Annotated in this window: 16 protein-coding genes and 2 pseudogenes; 11 read left to right on the forward strand and 7 right to left on the reverse strand. The window is 37.0% G+C overall.

The window, feature by feature from the left end:
* Positions 1-171: 171 nt before the first annotated feature.
* On the reverse strand, positions 172-726 hold the full coding sequence (locus tag FTT84_RS05690; RefSeq protein ID WP_067766486.1) for a thermonuclease family protein: 555 nt from the start codon (positions 724-726) through the stop codon (positions 172-174).
* Positions 727-963: 237 nt separating this feature from the next.
* On the reverse strand, positions 964-1,881 hold the full coding sequence (locus FTT84_RS05695) for a LysR family transcriptional regulator (protein WP_180080415.1): 918 nt from the start codon (positions 1,879-1,881) through the stop codon (positions 964-966).
* 94 nt (positions 1,882-1,975) lie between these two features.
* On the opposite strand from FTT84_RS05695, the gene FTT84_RS05700 reads away from it, so the two are divergent.
* The 5 genes from FTT84_RS05700 (at position 1,976) to FTT84_RS05720 (ending at position 7,339) form a co-directional block, all read left to right on the forward strand.
* On the forward strand, positions 1,976-3,217 hold the full coding sequence (locus tag FTT84_RS05700) for an acyl-CoA dehydrogenase family protein (RefSeq protein WP_180080412.1): 1,242 nt from the start codon (positions 1,976-1,978) through the stop codon (positions 3,215-3,217).
* A gap of 137 nt (positions 3,218-3,354) precedes the next feature.
* Entirely contained in the window at positions 3,355-4,476 is a 1,122-nt protein-coding gene (locus FTT84_RS05705) for a phosphotransferase family protein (RefSeq protein ID WP_180080410.1), read from the forward strand.
* Positions 4,473-5,171, forward strand: a complete 699-nt coding sequence (locus tag FTT84_RS05710; protein ID WP_180058500.1) for a histidine phosphatase family protein — start codon at positions 4,473-4,475, stop codon at positions 5,169-5,171. The genes FTT84_RS05705 and FTT84_RS05710 overlap by 4 nt, the downstream gene beginning before the upstream one ends.
* 48 nt (positions 5,172-5,219) lie before the next feature.
* Complete coding sequence (locus FTT84_RS05715) at positions 5,220-5,963, forward strand: SDR family oxidoreductase (protein ID WP_180080408.1); 744 nt, start codon at positions 5,220-5,222, stop codon at positions 5,961-5,963.
* Between the two features lie 329 nt (positions 5,964-6,292).
* On the forward strand, positions 6,293-7,339 hold the full coding sequence (locus FTT84_RS05720) for a fatty acid desaturase (RefSeq protein WP_180080406.1): 1,047 nt from the start codon (positions 6,293-6,295) through the stop codon (positions 7,337-7,339).
* Positions 7,340-7,408: 69 nt separating this feature from the next.
* Here the strand turns inward: FTT84_RS05720 and FTT84_RS05725 are convergent, their stop codons facing one another.
* Positions 7,409-8,155, reverse strand: a complete 747-nt coding sequence (locus tag FTT84_RS05725; protein ID WP_180080404.1) for a hypothetical protein — start codon at positions 8,153-8,155, stop codon at positions 7,409-7,411.
* A 181-nt stretch (positions 8,156-8,336) separates the two neighbouring features.
* Positions 8,337-9,740: an alpha/beta hydrolase-fold protein gene (locus tag FTT84_RS05730; protein WP_257232821.1), complete on the reverse strand. Its 1,404-nt coding sequence runs from the start codon at positions 9,738-9,740 to the stop codon at positions 8,337-8,339.
* Between the two features lie 238 nt (positions 9,741-9,978).
* Between FTT84_RS05730 and FTT84_RS05735 the strand changes: the two genes are divergently transcribed.
* The gene (locus FTT84_RS05735) at positions 9,979-10,698 is read left to right on the forward strand and encodes an SGNH/GDSL hydrolase family protein (RefSeq protein WP_180080400.1); all 720 of its coding nucleotides are present in this window, start codon (positions 9,979-9,981) and stop codon (positions 10,696-10,698) included.
* Positions 10,699-10,798: 100 nt separating this feature from the next.
* The gene (locus FTT84_RS05740; protein WP_180080425.1) at positions 10,799-11,395 is read left to right on the forward strand and encodes a uracil-DNA glycosylase family protein; all 597 of its coding nucleotides are present in this window, start codon (positions 10,799-10,801) and stop codon (positions 11,393-11,395) included.
* A gap of 109 nt (positions 11,396-11,504) precedes the next feature.
* Here FTT84_RS05740 and FTT84_RS05745 read toward each other — a convergent pair whose 3' ends face one another.
* Positions 11,505-11,942, reverse strand: coding sequence for a hypothetical protein (locus tag FTT84_RS05745; protein ID WP_067766512.1), 438 nt, complete (start codon positions 11,940-11,942; stop codon positions 11,505-11,507).
* 136 nt (positions 11,943-12,078) lie between these two features.
* On the opposite strand from FTT84_RS05745, the pseudogene FTT84_RS05750 reads away from it, so the two are divergent.
* Positions 12,079-12,799, forward strand: a pseudogene (locus FTT84_RS05750) (class I SAM-dependent methyltransferase).
* A 30-nt stretch (positions 12,800-12,829) separates the two neighbouring features.
* Here FTT84_RS05750 and FTT84_RS05755 read toward each other — a convergent pair.
* Positions 12,830-14,329, reverse strand: coding sequence for a phospholipase D family protein (locus FTT84_RS05755; protein WP_373684994.1), 1,500 nt, complete (start codon positions 14,327-14,329; stop codon positions 12,830-12,832).
* 180 nt (positions 14,330-14,509) lie between these two features.
* On the opposite strand from FTT84_RS05755, the gene FTT84_RS05760 reads away from it, so the two are divergent.
* The 3 genes from FTT84_RS05760 to FTT84_RS05770 all read left to right on the forward strand — a co-directional run bounded on the left by FTT84_RS05760 (position 14,510) and on the right by FTT84_RS05770 (position 18,144).
* Positions 14,510-15,625, forward strand: a complete 1,116-nt coding sequence (locus tag FTT84_RS05760; RefSeq protein WP_180080398.1) for an S-(hydroxymethyl)glutathione dehydrogenase/class III alcohol dehydrogenase — start codon at positions 14,510-14,512, stop codon at positions 15,623-15,625.
* A gap of 276 nt (positions 15,626-15,901) precedes the next feature.
* Positions 15,902-16,921: a flavin reductase family protein gene (locus FTT84_RS05765; protein WP_180080396.1), complete on the forward strand. Its 1,020-nt coding sequence runs from the start codon at positions 15,902-15,904 to the stop codon at positions 16,919-16,921.
* A 38-nt stretch (positions 16,922-16,959) separates the two neighbouring features.
* Entirely contained in the window at positions 16,960-18,144 is a 1,185-nt protein-coding gene (locus FTT84_RS05770; RefSeq protein WP_180080394.1) for an acyl-CoA desaturase, read from the forward strand.
* 141 nt (positions 18,145-18,285) lie between these two features.
* On the opposite strand, the pseudogene FTT84_RS05775 reads toward FTT84_RS05770, so the two are convergent.
* Positions 18,286-19,877: pseudogene (locus FTT84_RS05775) on the reverse strand (ATP-binding cassette domain-containing protein).
* Positions 19,878-19,990: the final 113 nt, after the last annotated feature.

Raw genomic sequence — 19,990 nt, forward strand, 5'->3', positions numbered from 1 at the left:
AATGTCAACGATGTATAACCGGGTGCCGAATGGCGCCTTAGCAGAGGCTTGAGCCGTGTGCTGGGAAACTCGCATGCACGGTTCTTAGGGGGTTGGACGTAGGTAACTGCGTCTGACTACCCGACAAAATAAGGACGACTTTAAATATTCAGCCGTCCTTGCGTAATTTTTTTATTTTTGCAGTTTACGATATTCTTTTGGACGCATAGGGCGGCTAGCCTTCCATAAACCCTTTTTTTGCTTACGCGCTTTGTCTTGTAAAGCCATCATGTGTTTTAAATGATTTTTATCGCGAATATATTCCTCATAAACCCATGCGGCGCCACGTTTTACCATTTCTTCATTCATACTTCTACGATAACGGTAAATCACACCAACACAGCGACCATAACGGTCTACATCCGTAATTTGTACACGTACAAATTTTTTATAAACCATAGATTTGATTAGCCGTGCTGATTCTTTACCATAAGCTTGAGAGGACTCAGGTGCATCAACATAAGCAAACCGTAGTTTAGTTTCAGAACGACGCAAATTCATTCGATAGCAGGTGAGTGTATCGCCATCACTAATACTAGATACGCGGCAAAGATAAGATTTGCCTTTTTTAAATGGTCTAAAAAAATCATTCAAAAAAACTGAGACTTTATAGACAATATAGAGGGTAATAAGGCAGAGAATTGCACCGAGTGCGAGTAACAAACTAGCAGGGAGATTAGACAACATAAAGCAGCAATATGTACAAATACATATTTTAAAAAATAAGTAAGTTATTTTAAAAGAAATTCAGTTTTTAAACTGTTGAATAAAACTACAAACAGTATTTCAAACCCTTATATAACAAGAGGTTGATCTTAAATTAGACAAATATTCATTGCATAAATCGAGTTTTAAAATTGTATAAATTTTTAATCAATAGCTCGCAAATAGCCTAAGCGAATAAAGTTCCTTTATCAAAATAGCCTAAGCAAAAATTTTAGAAAGTTCGCTTCGCAAAAAGGCATGTCTAGAATTATCTTCCAAGTCTATGTGCCAATACATCCCCATATTAATTTTAGGCAGATTTACAGGTACATCAAAAATTTTCAAACTATCTGCCACTTGTAAATGTGTCAGGATATTCTTTGGAATCGTTAAAATAGCGTTAGGTTGTTGAGTCAAAATTTGTAGCGCAGTTGAATAATGTTGGCAGCGTAAGAAGATTTGCCGTGAAAGTTTTTTACGCTTTAAATAAATATCTTCCACCAACACACCTGTACGACGTGAGGAAACACCAATGTGAGGGCATGAAAAGTAACACTGCTCATCCATTTGTGTATGTTGACTACATACCACAAACTCGTCTGTAACCAATTTTTGAAAAGCGACTTTGTCGCCAAAATTTTGTTCTAGATCAATAACAAAATCTATTTGCTGCGCAGCTAGGTCCGCGACTATCGTTTTACGGTCAAGTTTAAGACTTAAAAACTGAATGTCTAATTGGCTTTTTTGAAAATGGTGTACGAGTCTTGGAAAAATAATAGGTTCAATTTCATCATGCACTGCAATTTTTAATGTTTGTACCATGGTTGGGTCAAACTGTTGTTTTTGCATAGATATGCTTTGAATCGCAATCAAAGCATTTTTAATCACAGGATAAATTTGTTCGGCAAATGGCGTAGGTAACATTTTTGCACCTGCACGCACAAATAAATCATCCTGTAAATGTTGTCTTAAGCGTTGTAGTGCGTGACTTGCTGCTGATTGGGTAATACATAGAATTTGTGCAGCTTTAGAAATACTTCGTTGCTCATAAATAGCCACAAAAAGTGGATACAAATTGATATCGATTCGGTGAAATAGACTCATATCGATGATAGATTTTTTATGAATTGTATTCATATTTAAATATGGGATTAAATCATTTTGTTCATATTAGATTTCAGGTTATGGTGTTGTAAAGATCAAAGAACAGAATATTTTGAGGGATGATGCCATGTTTGAACTTTCAGCACGTGCACAAGACTATATTGAAAGAACTAAGAAATTCATTAAGGACGAAATTGAACCGATTGAAACGGAATTTTGGGCTGAAGTACATGAGCTGAATCAAGGTGGTGATTGGACGAAATGGCAGTGGCCAGCGCAACTAGAAGTACTTAAACAAAAAGCCAAAGAGTCAAATCTTTGGAATATGTTTTTACCTTGTGAAAAATTAGGACAAGGCTTATCTGTTCAGGAATATGCCCATATTGCCGAATTGTCTGGACGCAGTTTGTTAGCACCTACAGTATTTAACTGTAATGCACCTGATAGCGGCAATATGGAAGTTATTTGGCGCTATGGTACAGAAGAGCAAAAACAGCAATGGTTAGCGCCTCTGCTTGAAGGAAAAATTCGTTCTGTTTTTTGTATGACAGAGCCTGCTGTAGCTTCAAGTGATGCAACCAATATGGAAGCAACAGCAGTTGTAGAAGGCGATGAAATTGTTCTAAATGGCCGTAAATGGTGGTCATCAGGTTTAGGCGATCCAAACGCAAAAATTATTATTTTTATGGCACATACGCCAGACGAAAACAAAGACCGTCATCACCAGCATTCTATGGTTTTGGTACCAGTTGAAACGGCTGGAGTTAAAATCGAACGAATGTTGCCGGTATTTGGTGATTACGATGCGCCACATGGCCATGGTGAAATTAGCTTTAATAATGTCCGTGTACCCGTATCCAATTTTATTGGCGGTGCAGGTCAAGGTTTTGAAATTGCGCAAGGTCGCTTAGGGCCAGGCCGAATCCATCATTGTATGCGTTGCATTGGTGCTGCTGAAAAATCATTAGAAATCATGATTGATCGTGGTATGACCCGCACTGCATTTGGTAAAGAAATTTTAAAATTGGGTGGAAATTTGGAACGTGTTGCAGAAGCGCGTGTTGCGATTGACCAGGCCCGTTTATTGACCTTATATGCTGCTTATAAAATGGATACCATGGGCAATATGGCAGCTTTGACAGAAATTTCGGCCATTAAAGTCGTTGCACCAAGTGTATTAGAAAAAGTAGTCGATATGGCAATACAAATTCATGGTGGTGCAGGTGTATCCCGTGACACGCCATTGACAGGATTCTTTGCTCAAGCACGTTCACTACGCTTGGCAGATGGGCCAGATGAAGTGCACAAAGGTATGATAGCGAAGCTAGAGCTAGCAAAACGTGGTTACAGTTCACGCCGCAAAAAATAAAGTAAATGTGAGACATAGCATGGTTTGAATATACAAGCCATGTTATAAAAATAAAGCAATAACATAGCTGTAGGGCACCAAAAGCAACGCTTTATAGTAAAAGATATATACTAAGATTAGGGTTTAGGAAGAGCAGCATGTCAGTAATTGATGTAGGTGGTTCAGTTCGTGATGGTGAAGAACTTGATGTACGTGCCGTAGGAAATTGGCTGATAGAACACGGTGAAGAAATTTCTGGGCCTGTAGAAGTAACACAATATTCAGGCGGTGCTTCAAACTGGACGTATCGTTTAAAATATGAAAATGCTGATTTAATCTTGCGTCGCCCGCCAAAAGGAACTAAAGCCAAATCTGCACATGACATGGCACGTGAATATAACGTGCAAAAGGCATTGTCGGAGTTTTATCCCGTATTACCAGAAATGGTTGCACTCTGTCAGGATGAATCAATCATTGGTTGCGACTTCTATGTCATGAAACGAGTAGAAGGGATTATTCCACGTGCAAATTTACCGAAAGAGCTAAATTTCAATGAAACGCAAGTACGTGAATTGTGCATCAACGTCATTGATAAATTAATTGAGCTACATCAAGTCCCGTATGAAGGCACAAGTCTGGAAAAACTTGGCAAGGGTGAGGGTTATTGCCGTCGCCAAGTAGAGGGCTGGGATGTACGTTATGAAAAAGCGAAGACCATTAACGTGCCTTCATTTAAATATGTACGTAAATGGCTGAAAGATAATATTCCTGAAGACAGTAAAACTTGTGTGATTCATAACGATTGGCGTTTTGATAATGTCATCTTAAACCCTGAAAAACCAACTGAAGTTATTGGTGTATTGGATTGGGAAATGGCGACGTTGGGTGATCCACTCATGGATTTAGGTTCTGCATTGGCTTATTGGGTTGAAGATTTGGATAATGCGATATTTAAAGCGACACGCCGCCAACCAACAAATTTAAAAGGTATGTTCACGCGAAAAGAAGTGGTGGACTATTATTTAGAAAAAACAGGCATTCAAACGGATAACTGGGCATTTTATGAAGTGTTTGGCATCTTCCGTTTAGCTGTTATTGCACAACAAATTTATTACCGCTTCTATCATAAACAAACCAATAATCCAGCATTTAAAGACTTTTGGATTGTTATTCATGCCTTACATATTCGTGCACTCAAACTAATTGGCTTACAAAAAATCGAAGCCAATGAAGTGGCGCAAAAGTACATTGATAAAATGAAGGAAATTTTAGGGAAATGACCACCATTTATCTAATCCGACATGGGCAGGCTTCATTTGGTGCAGAAAGCTATGACAAGCTTTCTCCCAATGGTGAATTACAGGCGCAAGTTTTAGGACGTTATTTTGATGACATCCTAAAAGAAGCGCCTTATGTCGTAGCGGGATCTATGCAGCGCCATCAACAAACAGCGACTTTGGCCTTGACAGAATGTTTTCCTGAAGCTGATGTGGTGACGGACAATGCGTGGAATGAATTTAATCATCAGCAAGTCTTTGCTCAATATGAACCAAGGTTTAATGAGCCGCATTTACTCAAGCAAGATGTCGCAAAAGAAGCCAATCCACGTGCGTACTTAGCGAAAATCTTTGAAGGTGCAATTGAGCGTTGGACAGGTGGTGAATATCACCATGAATATGAAGAATCATGGCCAACTTTTAAAAACCGTGTTGAAACGGCTTTGCAAAACCTGTGTGATGAATTGGCAAAAACGAAACCGCGTTATGCAGTCGTATTTACCTCTGGTGGTGTGATTTCTGTCGCAGCAGGCAAAATTTTAGGTTTAAGCCCAGAAAAAACTTTTGCCTTAAATTGGGCGATTGCAAATACCAGCATGACTACGTTGCGTTTAGTTGGAAATGAACCACAACTACTCAGCTTAAATGAACATCACTTTATTAAAGCTGAAAATCCAAATTTACTTACATGGATATGAAGTAAATCCTTTGTCGTAAAAGAACAGAAAAGTTATAGGAATTTAAACATGGCAAAAACAGTATTAATTACCGGTGCAAGTTCAGGTATTGGCGCAGGCATGGCGCGTGAATTTGCACAAAAAGGCTATAACTTAGCAATTTGTGCACGTCGTTTAGAGCGTTTGGAAACTTTAAAGCAAGAACTTGAAAGCCAATATGGTGTTAAGGTCATTGCAAAGACTTTAGACGTGACCAATTACGAGCAAGTTTTTGAAGTGTTCCGTGCATTTAAAAATGATTTTGGCACTTTAGATCGCGTTATTGTGAATGCAGGTGTAGGGGAAGGTCGTCGTATTGGTAAAGGTAACTTTGAAATAAACCGTTCAACTGTAGAAACCAACTTTATTTCTGCATTGGCACAATGTGAAGCTGCTGTTGAAATATTTCGTGCACAAAATTCAGGCCATTTAGTGGTTATTTCATCTATGAGTGCTATGCGTGGCATGCCAAAACATTTAACTGCCTATGGAGCAAGTAAGGCAGGCGTTGCTGCATTGGCTGAAGGTATTCGTGCTGAATTAATTGATACACCTATTAAAGTGACCACAATTTTCCCTGGTTATATCCGTACTGAAATTAATGAAGGTGCTAAGAAACTTCCTTTCGAAGTCGATGAAAAGACAGGATCACGTTTACTTGCGGCTGAAATTGATAAAGAACCAGTAAAAGCCTATGTACCTAAATGGCCATGGTTGCCTCTTGGTCTTGCAATGAAAGTGCTGCCATTACGAATTGTCAATAAATTGGGTTAATAGATCAAGAAAGCTCTATCTTCGTGATTCAAATAAAAAGCTCCATTTGGGGCTTTTTAAAATTCATTTTCTACCATTCAACACAAATAGATTTATACATTGTAAATCGTGTATTCACACTACGAATTTTCTTTGCAGACACTAAATAATTTTAAACGCATAAAGGTTTTTATAAATTGAGTATTTACTCCATTCACCATGTATTAAATCTATGAAAATAAATGATTTGTAGATTAAATAAGCAGATGAGTCAGGAAATCTTAAATAGCGATTTCCTTTTTTTTAATTTGCTTTAATGTACAACTGTTCATGAATTATAGGTTTGTTCTATGTCTTTTTCTTCAGAAATGACTGATCAGCAGCGTATTGCAAAAGTAAGAACTGTTGTGACGCAAGCAGGAGAAGATTTACGTAAGCAGTATCCGATTTTAAAACATCAAAATTTTATCGGTGCAGCAATTTTAGTTTTTGCATTAGTGGGAATGGCTGCATGTTCTTGGGCTTATGCTATTGGTTTCTTACCAGCATGGGCATGCGTTATTTTGGTTGCTATTTTTGCCTCGCTGACTCATGAGCTTGAACACGACCTAATTCACTATATGTATTTTAAAAAAACACCTTGGGCGCATCATTTAATGTTGGCTTTGGTATGGTTAGCACGTCCAAATACAATTAGCCCATGGGCACGTCGCCGTTTACATTTAAATCATCACAAATTTTCCGGTTCAGAATACGATTTAGAAGAACGCGGAATTAGTAATGGTATGCCATGGGGCTTACGCCGCCTTTTGGTGATTAGTGACCAATTAATGTCTGTATATATTCGTCCTTTTCAAATGTTAAAAATGATGGCGCAATTTAAAGAAAAACAACCTGAAAATGAACGTAAAAAAGCAGTTATTGAACAACTGACAGGGTTTATTCCATTAAGTTTTATCTATTATGGTTTATGGTATGTGTTTGTCATTTATCATTTGGTCAATGGCGTTGCACCTTTACTTGGGCAGAGTATTAATTGGTCAGTAGCTTTAGTTAAGGCAATGCCAACGATAAACTTTTTGGCAGTAATATGGATTATTCCTAACTTTATTCGCTCATTCTGCTTACAGTTTATCAGTTCAAATATGCATTACTATGGTGACATTGATCCACGAGATGTCATTAAACAAACACAAGTCTTAAATCCTTGGTGGTTATTTCCATTTCAATTGTTTTGTTTTAACTTTGGTTCAACTCATGCAATTCATCATTTTGTTGTGAAAGAACCATTTTATGTCCGTCACTTAACATCTAGAACGGCGCATAAAGTAATGCGGGAAGTGGGTGTTCGTTTTAATGATATTGGTACGTTTAAACGTACCAATCGATGGAATTAAGCCAAGACGCATAGCCTATTTATAAAATGCTCTCATAGTGAGGGCATTTTTTATGCTTAATGAATATGTTTAATGAAAAAGCTTTCCTGCTTGTTGCAGTATTTCCTTACCTGATTTTTCAACAGTCAAAATCACTTCAGGTGTTTCGTCGGCACCCATAAAGATTCGATCGACTGAATAAATGTATGGGCCAGATTTGAAAATATATGTATGGTTTCCACTGCTGCCACTAAATTCAATTTTTCCTTTTTTGAGTACAAGCTCAGGCTTTGAACGCATCTTTTTATCCGCTTTCCATGATGCGTAACGAAATTGACCATTCGGCATTTCATCAATTCGAACTAAATAATCATCAGTTTTAAAACGAATTTCAGGAGACTTAAATTGCTTTAAGCTAAAGTACAACTCACTCTTTTGTTGTTGAATTAATTGTTTCAACAATTTTTTTTCAAGTTCAGTACTATAATTTAACGCAAAAATTTTACCGCCATTTAACCAGACTGTGCCATCGTCTAACATAATTCCGCGCCAACCGGCATTACTCCATTGAGCTGATTTCGAGTTGGCAATTTTATCGATAAGGGCTTGATCAAAAACTTGTTCAAAACGTGTCGACATTTCAGCCGAATTTTTGATTGTTGAAATCGGTTCGGGACGTTTAAGTGGATAATCAATTTGAGCAATAATTTGTGCGCGGTTATTTTTTTTGAATATTTGAATGACGTTATTCACTTGCTTTAGTTCAATCGGCGTTAAAGCTAGGACATCTGTACTCGCCACAAGCAGAACGGCACATAAAGAAAATGATTTTATCATTATGAAATACCAATATAACGGTCAATATTAGAGGCTCAACCTTGAAATCCGTTAAGCATCAAATAATTAACATAAACTCGAATGGATATACTGTCAAAAATTAATTAGTAGAAAGTTCAGCATTAAATGAACTAATTTACTTCGGCTAAAACAAATTAGTTCATTCATTTCTTTTATTTTCCTATAACGACTTAGAGAAGAAATGCTGTAAAGCATCTTGAATGGCTACCTGCCAAACAGCATAGGAATGACCACCGATATATGATTTATAGGTCACATCATGACCTTTTTGTTTTAAATCCTCTGCGACAACAGGTGAGGTCTCTAAAATGCTCAGCTCATTATTGTTGCGTGAGGTTTCATAACTGTTGGCAGTAATAAACCAATGTTGCGGACTATGTAGCTTTTTTTCACGAATAATTTTACTCATACCATTGGGTAGTTCTGAATTTTCAGCTTGCCACCAGAATGATCCCGACAATGGAACAACGTGACTAATCATATTAGGGTTTTCAAGGGCTAAGTATGCAGAACTTAATCCACCTAAACTTGAGCCAAGTAATACAGTCCTATTGGTGTTTACCGTTTGTGGTGCATTTTCTTTAATCCAGGGCATCAGCTCTTGATTAAAAAATGCAGAAAATTCTTTATTTGGTGTTAGTTCTTTGGGACGGATTTGCTCATTAGGAGGTGAGACAAAAATCGCTTGTATCGGTGGTAATTTACCTTGCTCAACCAATATATCTAATGCTTTTGGTACATTTAGAAGTTCATTATAATGTTGACCATCAAAGAAAATCGCTGTGATGTAATCTTGGTTTAGCTTAGCTTTGGATTGATAAATGCTAATCGTACGTACATTATTGAGTAGCTTACTTTCAAGTTGATGCTTTATTAGACTGGGTTGGGCAACGTCAGGATATTTTTTAGGATTAATAAATTTAGGCGCAAGTTTTAAAGCCACTAAGTTTTCATTGCGTAAACCCAAATTGTTATTTTTTGCCAAATAAGCATTATTATTGAAAGGATCTATTCGTTGAACTTGTATGACAGTACGACGTTGGCTGCGAGATTCTTTTAAATTAGGATTCAAATGAGGGCAGTAATTTGACAGATAGCCTTCAAGATTAGGTAAATCGACAGCAAAGCTATAACTACCAATATAACGATTATCGATAATTGACTCCTTAAACCAAACATCGCTCTTTGGCATCCGTGTTAACCATTCATGATCGTTACTCGGACCACCAATAAGACGAACATTATGTTTTGCACCTTTCCATAGAAAAATAATACGACTTTGTTGATCATTTAATGTTTCAATAATAGGCGTACCACTTTTATCAATTTTTGCCCAAAATTTATCTAAAATTTCTTTATTTTTACTTGGATTTATTTCAATTTGCTTTTGTAATTGCGTTAATAACTTACTCTCAGGGCTTATTGCTTCACATGGTGCAGCATATTCCAATTGCGTCTTTATAGGTGAGTGATTGAGTTCAGTTTGATCTACCACGACATTATTTTGATTTAAAGACGGTATTGGCAATGGTTTAGGTGTTTGTGCTATTGTGGCTGTACTCAATAAAGCTAAAGACGTTGTAAAAATAAAACAAGAAAGCGGAGATATTGGAAATTTTGACATTATAGATTTATGGCTAAGATATTTGTATAAATAATAATGATTCTTATTCTTGAATTCCAGCTAAATGTTTTGGATAATTGACTTGATCTGTTTATATATTAAGCTTTCTGGCATGCAAGCCAATACATAAGTTAAGAAATATCATTAATATAGACTTTAAATATTTTAGATCACAGCTATGTTTCTGAAAGCTTCCACCTTGTTACTTTTACCCGCTTTGATAGTTCAAGGCTATATCGTCAAGCAAAAAACGCCTCGTTTGCCTGAACCTGATGGCGAGCGCTGTGGTATATATGGGCAAGGTCGACCAACACTTTCCCTCTTAATCTTAGGTGATTCTGCTGCTGCAGGGGTTGGTGTGGTTGCACAAGCGGATGCCTTACTCGGTCAGCTATTAACCTTATTATCGCCTTACTTCATTATTGAATTTTGTCTAGAAGCAACAACAGGGCATACAACAAAACAAATATACCAGTCCCTTGAGCGCGTGGAATCGCGACAGTTTGATATTGTGATTAGTTCTGTTGGGGTAAATGATGTAACCAGTTTGCAGCAACCCAAAACATGGATCAAACAACAAAAAGAGTTATATCAAAAAATTCAGCAGTACTTTCAACCAAAACTCATCATTGCTTCGGGTGTTCCGCCAATGAATGAATTTCCTGCTTTACCATTTCCATTGTCTTGGTTATTTGGACAATATTCTGCACAAATGAATGAACTTTTAGCTAAATATATTGCTACACAAAAAAATATGCAGTTGATTCAATATGATCTAAATGAATACCGTGAAAAAAACTTAAGTATGGCGCGTGATGGTTTCCATCCCAGCAAAGAAATTTATCAGCTTTGGGCTGAAAAAATAGTCGCAATCATTAAAACGCATAGCAACATTTAGAAAATTTGTGTAATGCGAGTCACCTCATTTGAGTTAATAAAATATGTCAGAGCAAAAAGAGACATTGAGCCAAACACGTTTAAGTGAATTGGAACAGGACATGGGACAAAGAGAAGGCCAAATTGAAAGACATCCGCTTGAGCCATTTTTACCATCAAACGCAAAATTATTGATGCTAGGAAGTTTTCCACCACCGAAAACGCGTTGGAAAATGGATTTTTACTATCCAAACTTTCAAAATGACATGTGGAAAATTTTTGGCCTATGCTTTTTTAACGATAAATTCTTTTTTTTGGATGTTGAAAATAAAACGTTTAGAGAGCAACTGATTCGTGAATTTCTAAATGAAAAAGGCATTGCAATTTTTGACACCGCTTATGAAGTTATCCGCTTAAAAGGCAATGCTTCTGATAAATTTCTCAAAATTCATACGCCCACAGATCTAACTGTATTGCTCGATCAAATGCCAAAGTGTCATAGCATGATGACCACAGGTGACAAAGCTACAGATACTTTAATGCTGTCCATGCCTGAAGGGACTCAAAAACCTGAAATTGGACATTCAACACAAACTACATTTCATGGACGTGACATGCGTTTGTATCGAATGCCGTCATCCTCTAGAGCTTATCCGCTGGCTGTGGAAAAGAAAGCGCAAGCTTATGCGGTACTCTTTAAAGACTTGGCGATGCTCTGATTATTGAAACTTATACGGCGCATTAAACGCGCTTTAGCATATTTACACGACATAATTAAGCAAACAGCAATTGCACCTGAAAAGATATTTTGACTAAGCCTTTGATGCGCTAACCATCATATTCAACATAGTCCCACAAATTTAATCGCGCTTTAATGTCTTTACGAAGATTAGGAAGTAAAGCCAATAAGGTGCCATCAATCCACAGGCTCAAGGCTTGTGCTGAAATTTTTTGATTTGCCTCATCAACAATTTGAGCACCTTTTACCATAACTAAGGTTTCTTCATTGGCTGCGGTTTCAATACCTTTAAACAAGAGCTGAAGTTCATGCCCTGTGTCTTGTATCAGCCATTCAAGTTCAATTTGAATATTTTGGCTCGATTTTAAAACAGCTTGGCCTTCAAGGTTATCATTGTCATTGAGGCAATCGTGTTCGACACGAACTTTCGCTAAAAACCAATCTTGTCCACCTAATTCATTAAGGGTGGTAAATGGTGTCAAAATGTCACTTAAATTAAACTGACGACTCAAATCAAAAAATTGCATGAGAAAATGTTTGGGAGATATACAAAAAATAAAGCGTGAATGTTAAAGCATCGTAAACAGTGAGTAAAACCTTTGCAGTGATTGATCTTTATTTTGTATAAATAAGCAACCAATACTAATTAATCAAATTTTTAAAATGACAAATATAATTCAGGATGTACCCAGTCCTATTGATTTAAGGAATAAAAAAGATGCAGAACAGTGGGCAAATGAAGTTAATATTAAACGTCCCTGGTGTTATGCTTTTTTTGAATATTATGCTTGTTTAATTAATAAGCTTTCAGCCGGTCAAGTTTTACGTGTATTAGAACTCGGCTCTGGACCCGGCTATTTAGCTGAATACTTATTAGATCATTGTGCAAATATGCAATATACCGCTTTTGATTTTTCTAAAGCGATGCATAACCTATCAATAAAGAAGTTACTTACTAAAAGTAATATAGTGTTAAAAGATATAGAGCATTATTGTTTTTCAGACAATGAACAAGAAAGTCAAAAACATATTCAAATTGGAAATCATCAATGTACATTTATCCTTGGAGATTTTAAACAATCTAGCTGGACAGGTGTAATGGCGAATATGTTTGATGTCATCATTATTCATCAAGCTTTACATGAGCTAAGACATAAGCAACATGCAAGCCACTTCCATGCTGCTATCAAGCAAAATTTAATGCATGAAAAAAAGTATATATTTGGTATGTGATCATTTATATGCTGAACATGCTATGCAAAATAATCAGCTTTATATGTCGCAAAATGAACATATACAATCTTTAAAAACAGCGGGCTACAACTCAGTTAAAATAGCCTTAGAAAGGCAAGGTTTATGTCTTTTTTTTTCTGTTCAAAATTGAATAGAGAGATAATTTGTAATTTAAATGCAATTACATCATCCATTCAATTGGAAGGTATGAAACAGCTTTCATACTAAAACGTTGAAATTTTGTTGTTTCCGGATCATGTGTATAAGTAGTGATACTGCCATCTGATTTATGGTCTAACCAGTTGATTTGACCATTTTGATCTAATTTTAATTCGTAAGCTATTTGCGGTAAATAATGATCCAGTGACTTGGAAATTTCATCTTGTAATTTATCAGATTGAATCACTAAACCAACTTCGGTATTTAAATTTGCAGAACGTGGGTCAAAGTTGAATGAGCCGATAAATACCATGCCATCTATATCAAAAAATTTGGCGTGTAAACTAGAGGTATTTTTACCCTTGGCAGGAATAATATTACCTGTCATTACTTCATACCACGTGCGTCTTGTACGCTCGATATAGGGTTTAAACTCATATAGTTCGACACCACTTTTTAGCAAATCTTGACGATAATTTTTATAAAATGCATGAACCAAAGCCACGTCATTAGCCAAAAATGAATTCGTCAAAACTCTCACTTTGACATTTTTCTTTGGAAGACTAGTTAAATAGTCTGTACCTTTTTGTGTTGGAACAAAATAGGCCGAAACCAATTCTAAGCGTTCTTTGGGTTGACCCATTAATTTAAAAAATTGTGTATAGATCAGTTCTTCAGATTTAGCTTCACCACGTATCTTATTGGGTGTATCTGCTACAAAATGAGCTTTGGCCCAATTAATCGGTCTGAGTTTTAATTTATCAGCCAATTCTTGCTGCGCGTATTCAATGCGTTTTTCATCAGGATTAATATTTTGACCATCTTCAACGTATTTCAATTTAAGTCTTTCTAGGTCTTGCTTTTGGCCACTACCAATGAGCTGTTCTACAGAAAAACTTAGTTTATCATTCCAAAATTGATGAAAAGATGAATTTGCTTCTTGAACGACTTTACCTAAAAACAGGATATCTAGATCAGTAAATTGAAAACGTTCACTGGCGTCAAAATATTCGTTTCTGATATTTCGTCCACCGGTTACTGCGACAAAACCATCTGCAACAATTAATTTGTTATGCATGCGGTGATTGATATGTTTCAACCGAAAAGCGTAATCAATGACACGTAAATGTCGAAATTTATATGGATTGAATAATTTAATAGAAATATTGGGATGTAATGCGAGTACCTTTAGGGTGTCGTCAAGCTTTGTGCCATTTTGATCATCAATTAACAAGCGAACTTTAACGCCACGGTCAGCAGCTTGAAGTAATTCCCTTAGCATTAAATGCCCAATGGAATCGTTTTCCCAAATGTAATATTGAAGGTCGAGCGAGTGTTGTGCATTACGAATTAAGTGCAAGCGCGATGCAATGCTCAGGAATGCATCGTCTAATGCTAAATAAGCTGTTAAGCCTTGTTCAATCCGATCATTTTGAATTTGGCTTCCAATCCAATTTTTGGCATGTGGTTGAATGGTATTCTCTGGTTTAGCTTGATTAGGTGGCAAAGTGCATCCCGTCATTATGCTGAACGTAAGTCCCAAACCGAATACACCTTGAATTGCTCGTATCTGCATCATTATTTTAAGGTTATTAAATCATTATAAAATCATCATAACATCATGTTTTAAGGTTGTATCCATGCTTAAAAAGAGGTTACTGTAGCTCATCTGTTAATATCAGCTCTACAGGAAGTTTTAGACATGAAATCACGTGCAGCCGTAGCTTTTGGTCCAGGTCAGCCATTAGAAATTGTTGAAATTGACGTTGCACCGCCGCAAGCTGGTGAAGTATTGGTTAAAATTAGCCATACCGGTGTGTGCCATACCGATGCATTTACATTATCAGGTGATGATCCTGAAGGTGTTTTCCCAGCAGTATTGGGCCACGAAGGCGCAGGTGTTGTGGTTGAAGTAGGTGAAGGTGTAACTTCTGTGCAGCCGGGCGATCACGTTATTCCTTTGTACACTGCAGAATGTGGCGAATGTTTATTCTGTAAATCTGGTAAGACCAACCTGTGTGTCTCTGTTCGTGCGACACAAGGTAAAGGTTTAATGCCAGATGGTACGACACGTTTTTCTTATAATGGTCAACCAATTTACCATTATATGGGTTGTTCAACTTTCTCTGAATATACCGTTGTAGCCGAAGTTTCTTTAGCGAAAATTAACCCTGAAGCAAATCATGAACATGTCTGCTTATTAGGCTGCGGCGTAACGACAGGTTTAGGCGCAGTAAAAAATACAGCTAAGGTACAAGAAGGTGACTCAGTTGCCGTATTTGGCTTAGGTGGTATTGGCTTGGCTGTGGTTCAAGGTGCGAAAAAAGCTAAAGCCGGTCGTATTATTGCAGTAGATACCAATCCTGAAAAATTCAAGTTGGCTGAAGAGTTTGGTGCTACAGACTTTGTTAATCCAAAAGACCATGATCGTCCTGTACAAGAAGTTATTGTTGAAATGACAGGTTGGGGTGTAGATCATTCATTTGAATGTATTGGCAATACCAATGTTATGCGTTCTGCACTCGAATGTGCGCATCGTGGTTGGGGGCAATCTGTCATCATTGGCGTAGCGGGTGCAGGCCAGGAAATTTCGACTCGCCCATTCCAACTTGTAACAGGTCGTACATGGAAAGGAACTGCATTTGGTGGTGTGAAAGGTCGTTCACAATTGCCTGGTATGGTTGAAGAGGCAATGAATGGTGACATCAAACTAGAACCATTTGTAACTCATACTATGGGCCTAGACAAAATTAACGAAGCTTTTGACCTGATGCATGAAGGTAAATCGATTCGTTCTGTTGTACATTTCGAAGACTAAATTTTGAATAATTTGTTCTGTAAGAGTGTAAGTACAAATTAATCATCGGATATATGAAAAAAACTAGGCTGAGGCCTAGTTTTTTTATGTCATTGAAAAAATTGCAAAAGTAAAAATTTGGATTTGCATAAAGTGACATATTGTTAGACAAAAAATGATGAAAAATGCCAAATGATAATTTTTGTCCTCTATTCACATGGAGAACTTGGCTGTCAAAATTTAATGTAACCCTAAATTAATGAACAAATGTATATTAAAACATTGGGCAAGGTAAATATGACAACAAGGAACTATAAACCAGAATGGATCCGGGAAGATTTTATTGATTTTATCGCAGAAAAGTTTGATGCAATCTGGGCATATAAAAAAGTAAAAGCACAGTTAGTGACGCAGCGTCAAATAGGGCAAGAGTTTTATGAGCTGAGTTTTCAACCCAACCACAATTTCAATGCTCAACAGTATATTCCAGGCCAATGCGTTCTGGTTACCGTTGTACATGCTGGCGTACGTCACCAACGTAGTTACAGTATTGTGGAAATCAATCCTCAAGGTCATGTGGTTATAGCAGTCAAAAAGCAAGGTAAGGTTTCGAATGTATTAAGCCAACTTAGACAGGGCGACATCGTGGAATTATCACAGCCCCAAGGTGATTTTGCTTTGACTTCAACTCTTGATCAACCTGTTTTACTACTGGCATCTGGCAGTGGCATAACTTCTATTTTTGCTTTATTAAAGCAGTTGGCTTCACAAAACCGTATTGTCGATCTTATATATTTTAGCCGTGATGATGCTTATTACAGCCAAATCAAAGCTTTAATTGAAAAAAGTAAAAATTTAAATTTTCATGCAGTTAATACATTAAAGACCCCGATACATTTAAGCAAAGAACTACTACAGCATATGGTTCCTAACTATGTTGAGCGTGAGACTTATGCATGTGGTGCAAGTGCAATGATGCAAAGTATTCAGCAGATATTTGCGGAACAGGGTTTGCTCGATCAACTAAAAACTGAATTTTTCCAACTGCAAGTTGACGTAACTGTAGAGGCGCAGGCTGTGACCTTTAGCTTGGCACAACAAGACTTCATGGCTACAGGCAATTTATTAGAAAGTGCAGAACGTGCGGGACTTAAACCAGCACATGGTTGCCGTATGGGTATTTGTAATACTTGTTCGTGTACCAAACAGCAAGGTTCAGTTAAAAACTTGCTCACAGGTGAAATTGATCATGCCAACAATACACAAATTAAACTGTGTATTTCTCAGGCAATCAGTCCAGTACGTATTCAACTCTAAATCAATAACGAAGAATTAAAAGAAACAGGGGAAATACCATGAATCAGTCAGTGAAACATATAGATCACAGCGTGCATCAAAACAGCAAATCACGCTATCTATCACCTGAGCAAGTGGAAGAGTTTGGCGCAAAAGTAGAGCAAATACGCCGTGACATTATGGATAGTGTTGGTGAAAAAGACGCTGCCTATATTTATAAAATAAGAAACTTTGTACGTTATAGTGAAATTGCCTCACGTGGCATGTTGATGTTCGGGGGCTGGATTCCGCCTGTGTGGTTATTTGGGACTGGCTTACTCGGTGTGTCTAAAATTGTAGAAAATATGGAGCTGGGTCACAATGTAATGCATGGTCAGTTTGACTGGCTAAATGACCCAAGTTTAAGTGGCGCGAATTATGACTGGGATACCATTGCGACAGGTCAAGATTGGAAATACACCCACAACTATGTACATCACACTTACACCAATATCGTCGGTATGGATCATGATGTGGGCTATGGGCTTGTACGTGTCAGTGAAGCGCAAAAATGGGAGCCGCGTTTTCTATTTAATATTCCACTGGCAATACAATTGATGGTGTTTTTTGAATGGTACGTCGGTATACAGCGCTTACATTTAGAGGATGTCCTGATCTATAAGACCAAAACATGGAAGGAGGTCTGGAAAGATGCGACGGATGTACGTCAAAAAATTAAGCGCCAAGTCGTGAAAGATTATGTATTTTTTCCATTGATTGCAGGGCCGAATGCGATTCCTGTGTTTGCTGGCAATGCAGTAGCGAATGTCATTCGTAGCTTGTGGGCTTCAGCAGTCATATTTAATGGTCATTTCACTGAAGATGCTGAAAATTTTGAAATGGACAATATTGACAATGAAACTCGTGCAGAATGGTATTTACGTCAGATCCGTGGTTCAAGTAACTTTAGCGGAACACAATGGCTGCATATTCTAAGTGGTAACTTAAGCCATCAGATTGAACACCATTTGTTTCCGGATATGCCTGCAAATCGTTATGCTGAAGCTGCACCTAAGATTAAAGCACTCTGCGCGGAATACGGTATCCATTATAATGAGGCAAGTTTTATGAAACAGTTCGCAAGCGTTTGGGTAAAACTCGCTAAATGTTCGTTACCAAATGACAGGCGTTCGGAACTTAAAGAACGTTTACCCAAGCTTCAACAGAGCCTGAAAAATCAATTATTAAATAAAATAGGTTTATAGGCATCAAAGCATGAATGTATAAATTGCATCATTCATCTAAATTTATCTAAATAAGATAGATCTATTTTTAGTTAACCCGAGTGTGTTGTACATACTCGGTATTTTTATTCCTTACGCGTCTCATGAAGAATAGCGTAAGAGCTATTCTTTTGAATCTTCAATTTCAACATAGTTTTGAATTCCACAAGCCTGAACAAATTCAGCATCATGCGAAACCAAAATGACAGCACCTGAATAGTTTTTATAGCATTCGCCAATAGTTCTCTAGATTCAATATCTAAATGATTTTCTGGTTCATCTAAAAGCAATAACTCAATATTTTCGGCATAAAAACTTAAACCTAGTAAAGCTACTTTTAATCGCTCACCACCGCTTAAACATTGAATTGGAAGTTCTGATTTATCTCCCCGAATTCTGAGCTGACCGAGCTGATTTCGCCATTCTGTTGAAGAAATTTTAGGATTGAACTTTGCCAAATTGTCTAAAACACTCAATTCGGACTTTAGCTGACTAAAATTTTGATCTAAATAAAGTGTGCTGACACATAAATAAATATCTGAATTCAATTGTGCATCATATTGATTTAAAAAACTTAAAAATCTTGATTTACCAATTCCATTGCTGCCTCGTAAATGGATTTTTTCACCCGACATCAGTCCAAAATGAATAGGCTTATGTTTGGTTTGTGGCAGCTTGAAATTATTTACTCTTAAAATTTCACCTGATCTACTTGCATGATGATTTAAGTAAAATTGCTGATTTTTGAACTGCTCGAGCTGCTTTTGAGTGTTTAAAAGTCGCGATTTCTTTTCCTCTAGTTGCTTTTTTTGCTGAGTTTGAATGGTAGATAAGCTTTGGCCTGCCTGCTCTTTTTTAAAGTCGAGTAGCACTTTAGCTTGAGATTTTGAGCAACGAAGTTGTTGTCCTTGTTGCACTCTTTTTTGTGTTTTAACTTTTATTTCATGCTGTTGTCTTTTCAATTGTTTTAAATCAAGCTTTTGTTATAGAACATGGCGTTCAAGAGCCGAATTTTGTAGGTTAAGTTGTTGAGTATAATCAGTATAGCTGCCACAAAAGCTTGACATACCATGCTCATTGAGCGCGTAAATATGAGCTGCATGTTGTAGCAATGCTCTGTCATGAGTAACGATTAATGCACCTGAAGAATGTGCTTTTAAACAATCAATTAACCATAGACGTGATGCATAATCTAGATGATTACTGGGCTCATCAAGGAGTAAATAGTGATCAGTTTTCACAAAAAGGGCACACAGCGCTAATTTGGTCTTTTGACCTTCACTTAGGCATGAAATTGGGTAATCTAATTGTGTCGGAAGATTTGCTTTTAATAACTGTTGTTGCCACAGTAGCGGTAAATGCCATTGATGTTCAGTCATTTCAAAATCTTCAAAACGACCGATACCAGATTCAATACGCTGAAAAGCTTGGTATAACAGGTCTACACCTAAAGCATCGGCAATGGTATTGGCTTGAAGCCTTGAAAATTGAGATAGATAAGCATGCGGCATTTGCCATGAAACTTCTCCTTCATAGGGAATATCATGGACACTTTGAAAATGTAAAATTTGTAGAATTAAAGATTTACCTAAACCATTGCGCCCAATACAAGCGGATAACTGTTGTTTAGCTAGATTCAATTGAAGATTTTTGAATAATGTTTTTGATGAAAACTCTAAACTGAGCTTACTCACAATACATGCGGATCGCGTCATACGTGCATCTTGCGATAGCAAAAGTGTGCAAAAACAATAACTAATTTTTATAAAAAATAAGAAAATAACTCAAAATATTCAAAGTGTGATGAAGCTATTCGTCATGTGTTTGC

This window comes from Acinetobacter sp. YH01019, from assembly GCF_013420285.1.
Taxonomy (GTDB): Bacteria; Pseudomonadota; Gammaproteobacteria; order Pseudomonadales; family Moraxellaceae; genus Acinetobacter; species Acinetobacter gandensis.

Coding starts and splice junctions, on each gene's coding strand:
- FTT84_RS05695 (WP_180080415.1), bottom strand. CDS start 1,881: ATGAATACAATTCATAAAAAATCTATCATCGATATGAGTCTATTTCAC.
- FTT84_RS05715 (WP_180080408.1), top strand. CDS start 5,220: ATGGCAAAAACAGTATTAATTACCGGTGCAAGTTCAGGTATTGGCGCA.
- FTT84_RS05755 (WP_373684994.1), bottom strand. CDS start 14,329: ATGACGGGATGCACTTTGCCACCTAATCAAGCTAAACCAGAGAATACC.
- FTT84_RS05735 (WP_180080400.1), top strand. CDS start 9,979: ATGTTTCTGAAAGCTTCCACCTTGTTACTTTTACCCGCTTTGATAGTT.
- FTT84_RS05725 (WP_180080404.1), bottom strand. CDS start 8,155: ATGATAAAATCATTTTCTTTATGTGCCGTTCTGCTTGTGGCGAGTACA.
- FTT84_RS05700 (WP_180080412.1), top strand. CDS start 1,976: ATGTTTGAACTTTCAGCACGTGCACAAGACTATATTGAAAGAACTAAG.
- FTT84_RS05710 (WP_180058500.1), top strand. CDS start 4,473: ATGACCACCATTTATCTAATCCGACATGGGCAGGCTTCATTTGGTGCA.
- FTT84_RS05770 (WP_180080394.1), top strand. CDS start 16,960: ATGAATCAGTCAGTGAAACATATAGATCACAGCGTGCATCAAAACAGC.
- FTT84_RS05720 (WP_180080406.1), top strand. CDS start 6,293: ATGTCTTTTTCTTCAGAAATGACTGATCAGCAGCGTATTGCAAAAGTA.
- FTT84_RS05740 (WP_180080425.1), top strand. CDS start 10,799: ATGGGACAAAGAGAAGGCCAAATTGAAAGACATCCGCTTGAGCCATTT.
- FTT84_RS05765 (WP_180080396.1), top strand. CDS start 15,902: ATGACAACAAGGAACTATAAACCAGAATGGATCCGGGAAGATTTTATT.
- FTT84_RS05760 (WP_180080398.1), top strand. CDS start 14,510: ATGAAATCACGTGCAGCCGTAGCTTTTGGTCCAGGTCAGCCATTAGAA.
- FTT84_RS05690 (WP_067766486.1), bottom strand. CDS start 726: ATGTTGTCTAATCTCCCTGCTAGTTTGTTACTCGCACTCGGTGCAATT.
- FTT84_RS05745 (WP_067766512.1), bottom strand. CDS start 11,942: ATGCAATTTTTTGATTTGAGTCGTCAGTTTAATTTAAGTGACATTTTG.
- FTT84_RS05705 (WP_180080410.1), top strand. CDS start 3,355: ATGTCAGTAATTGATGTAGGTGGTTCAGTTCGTGATGGTGAAGAACTT.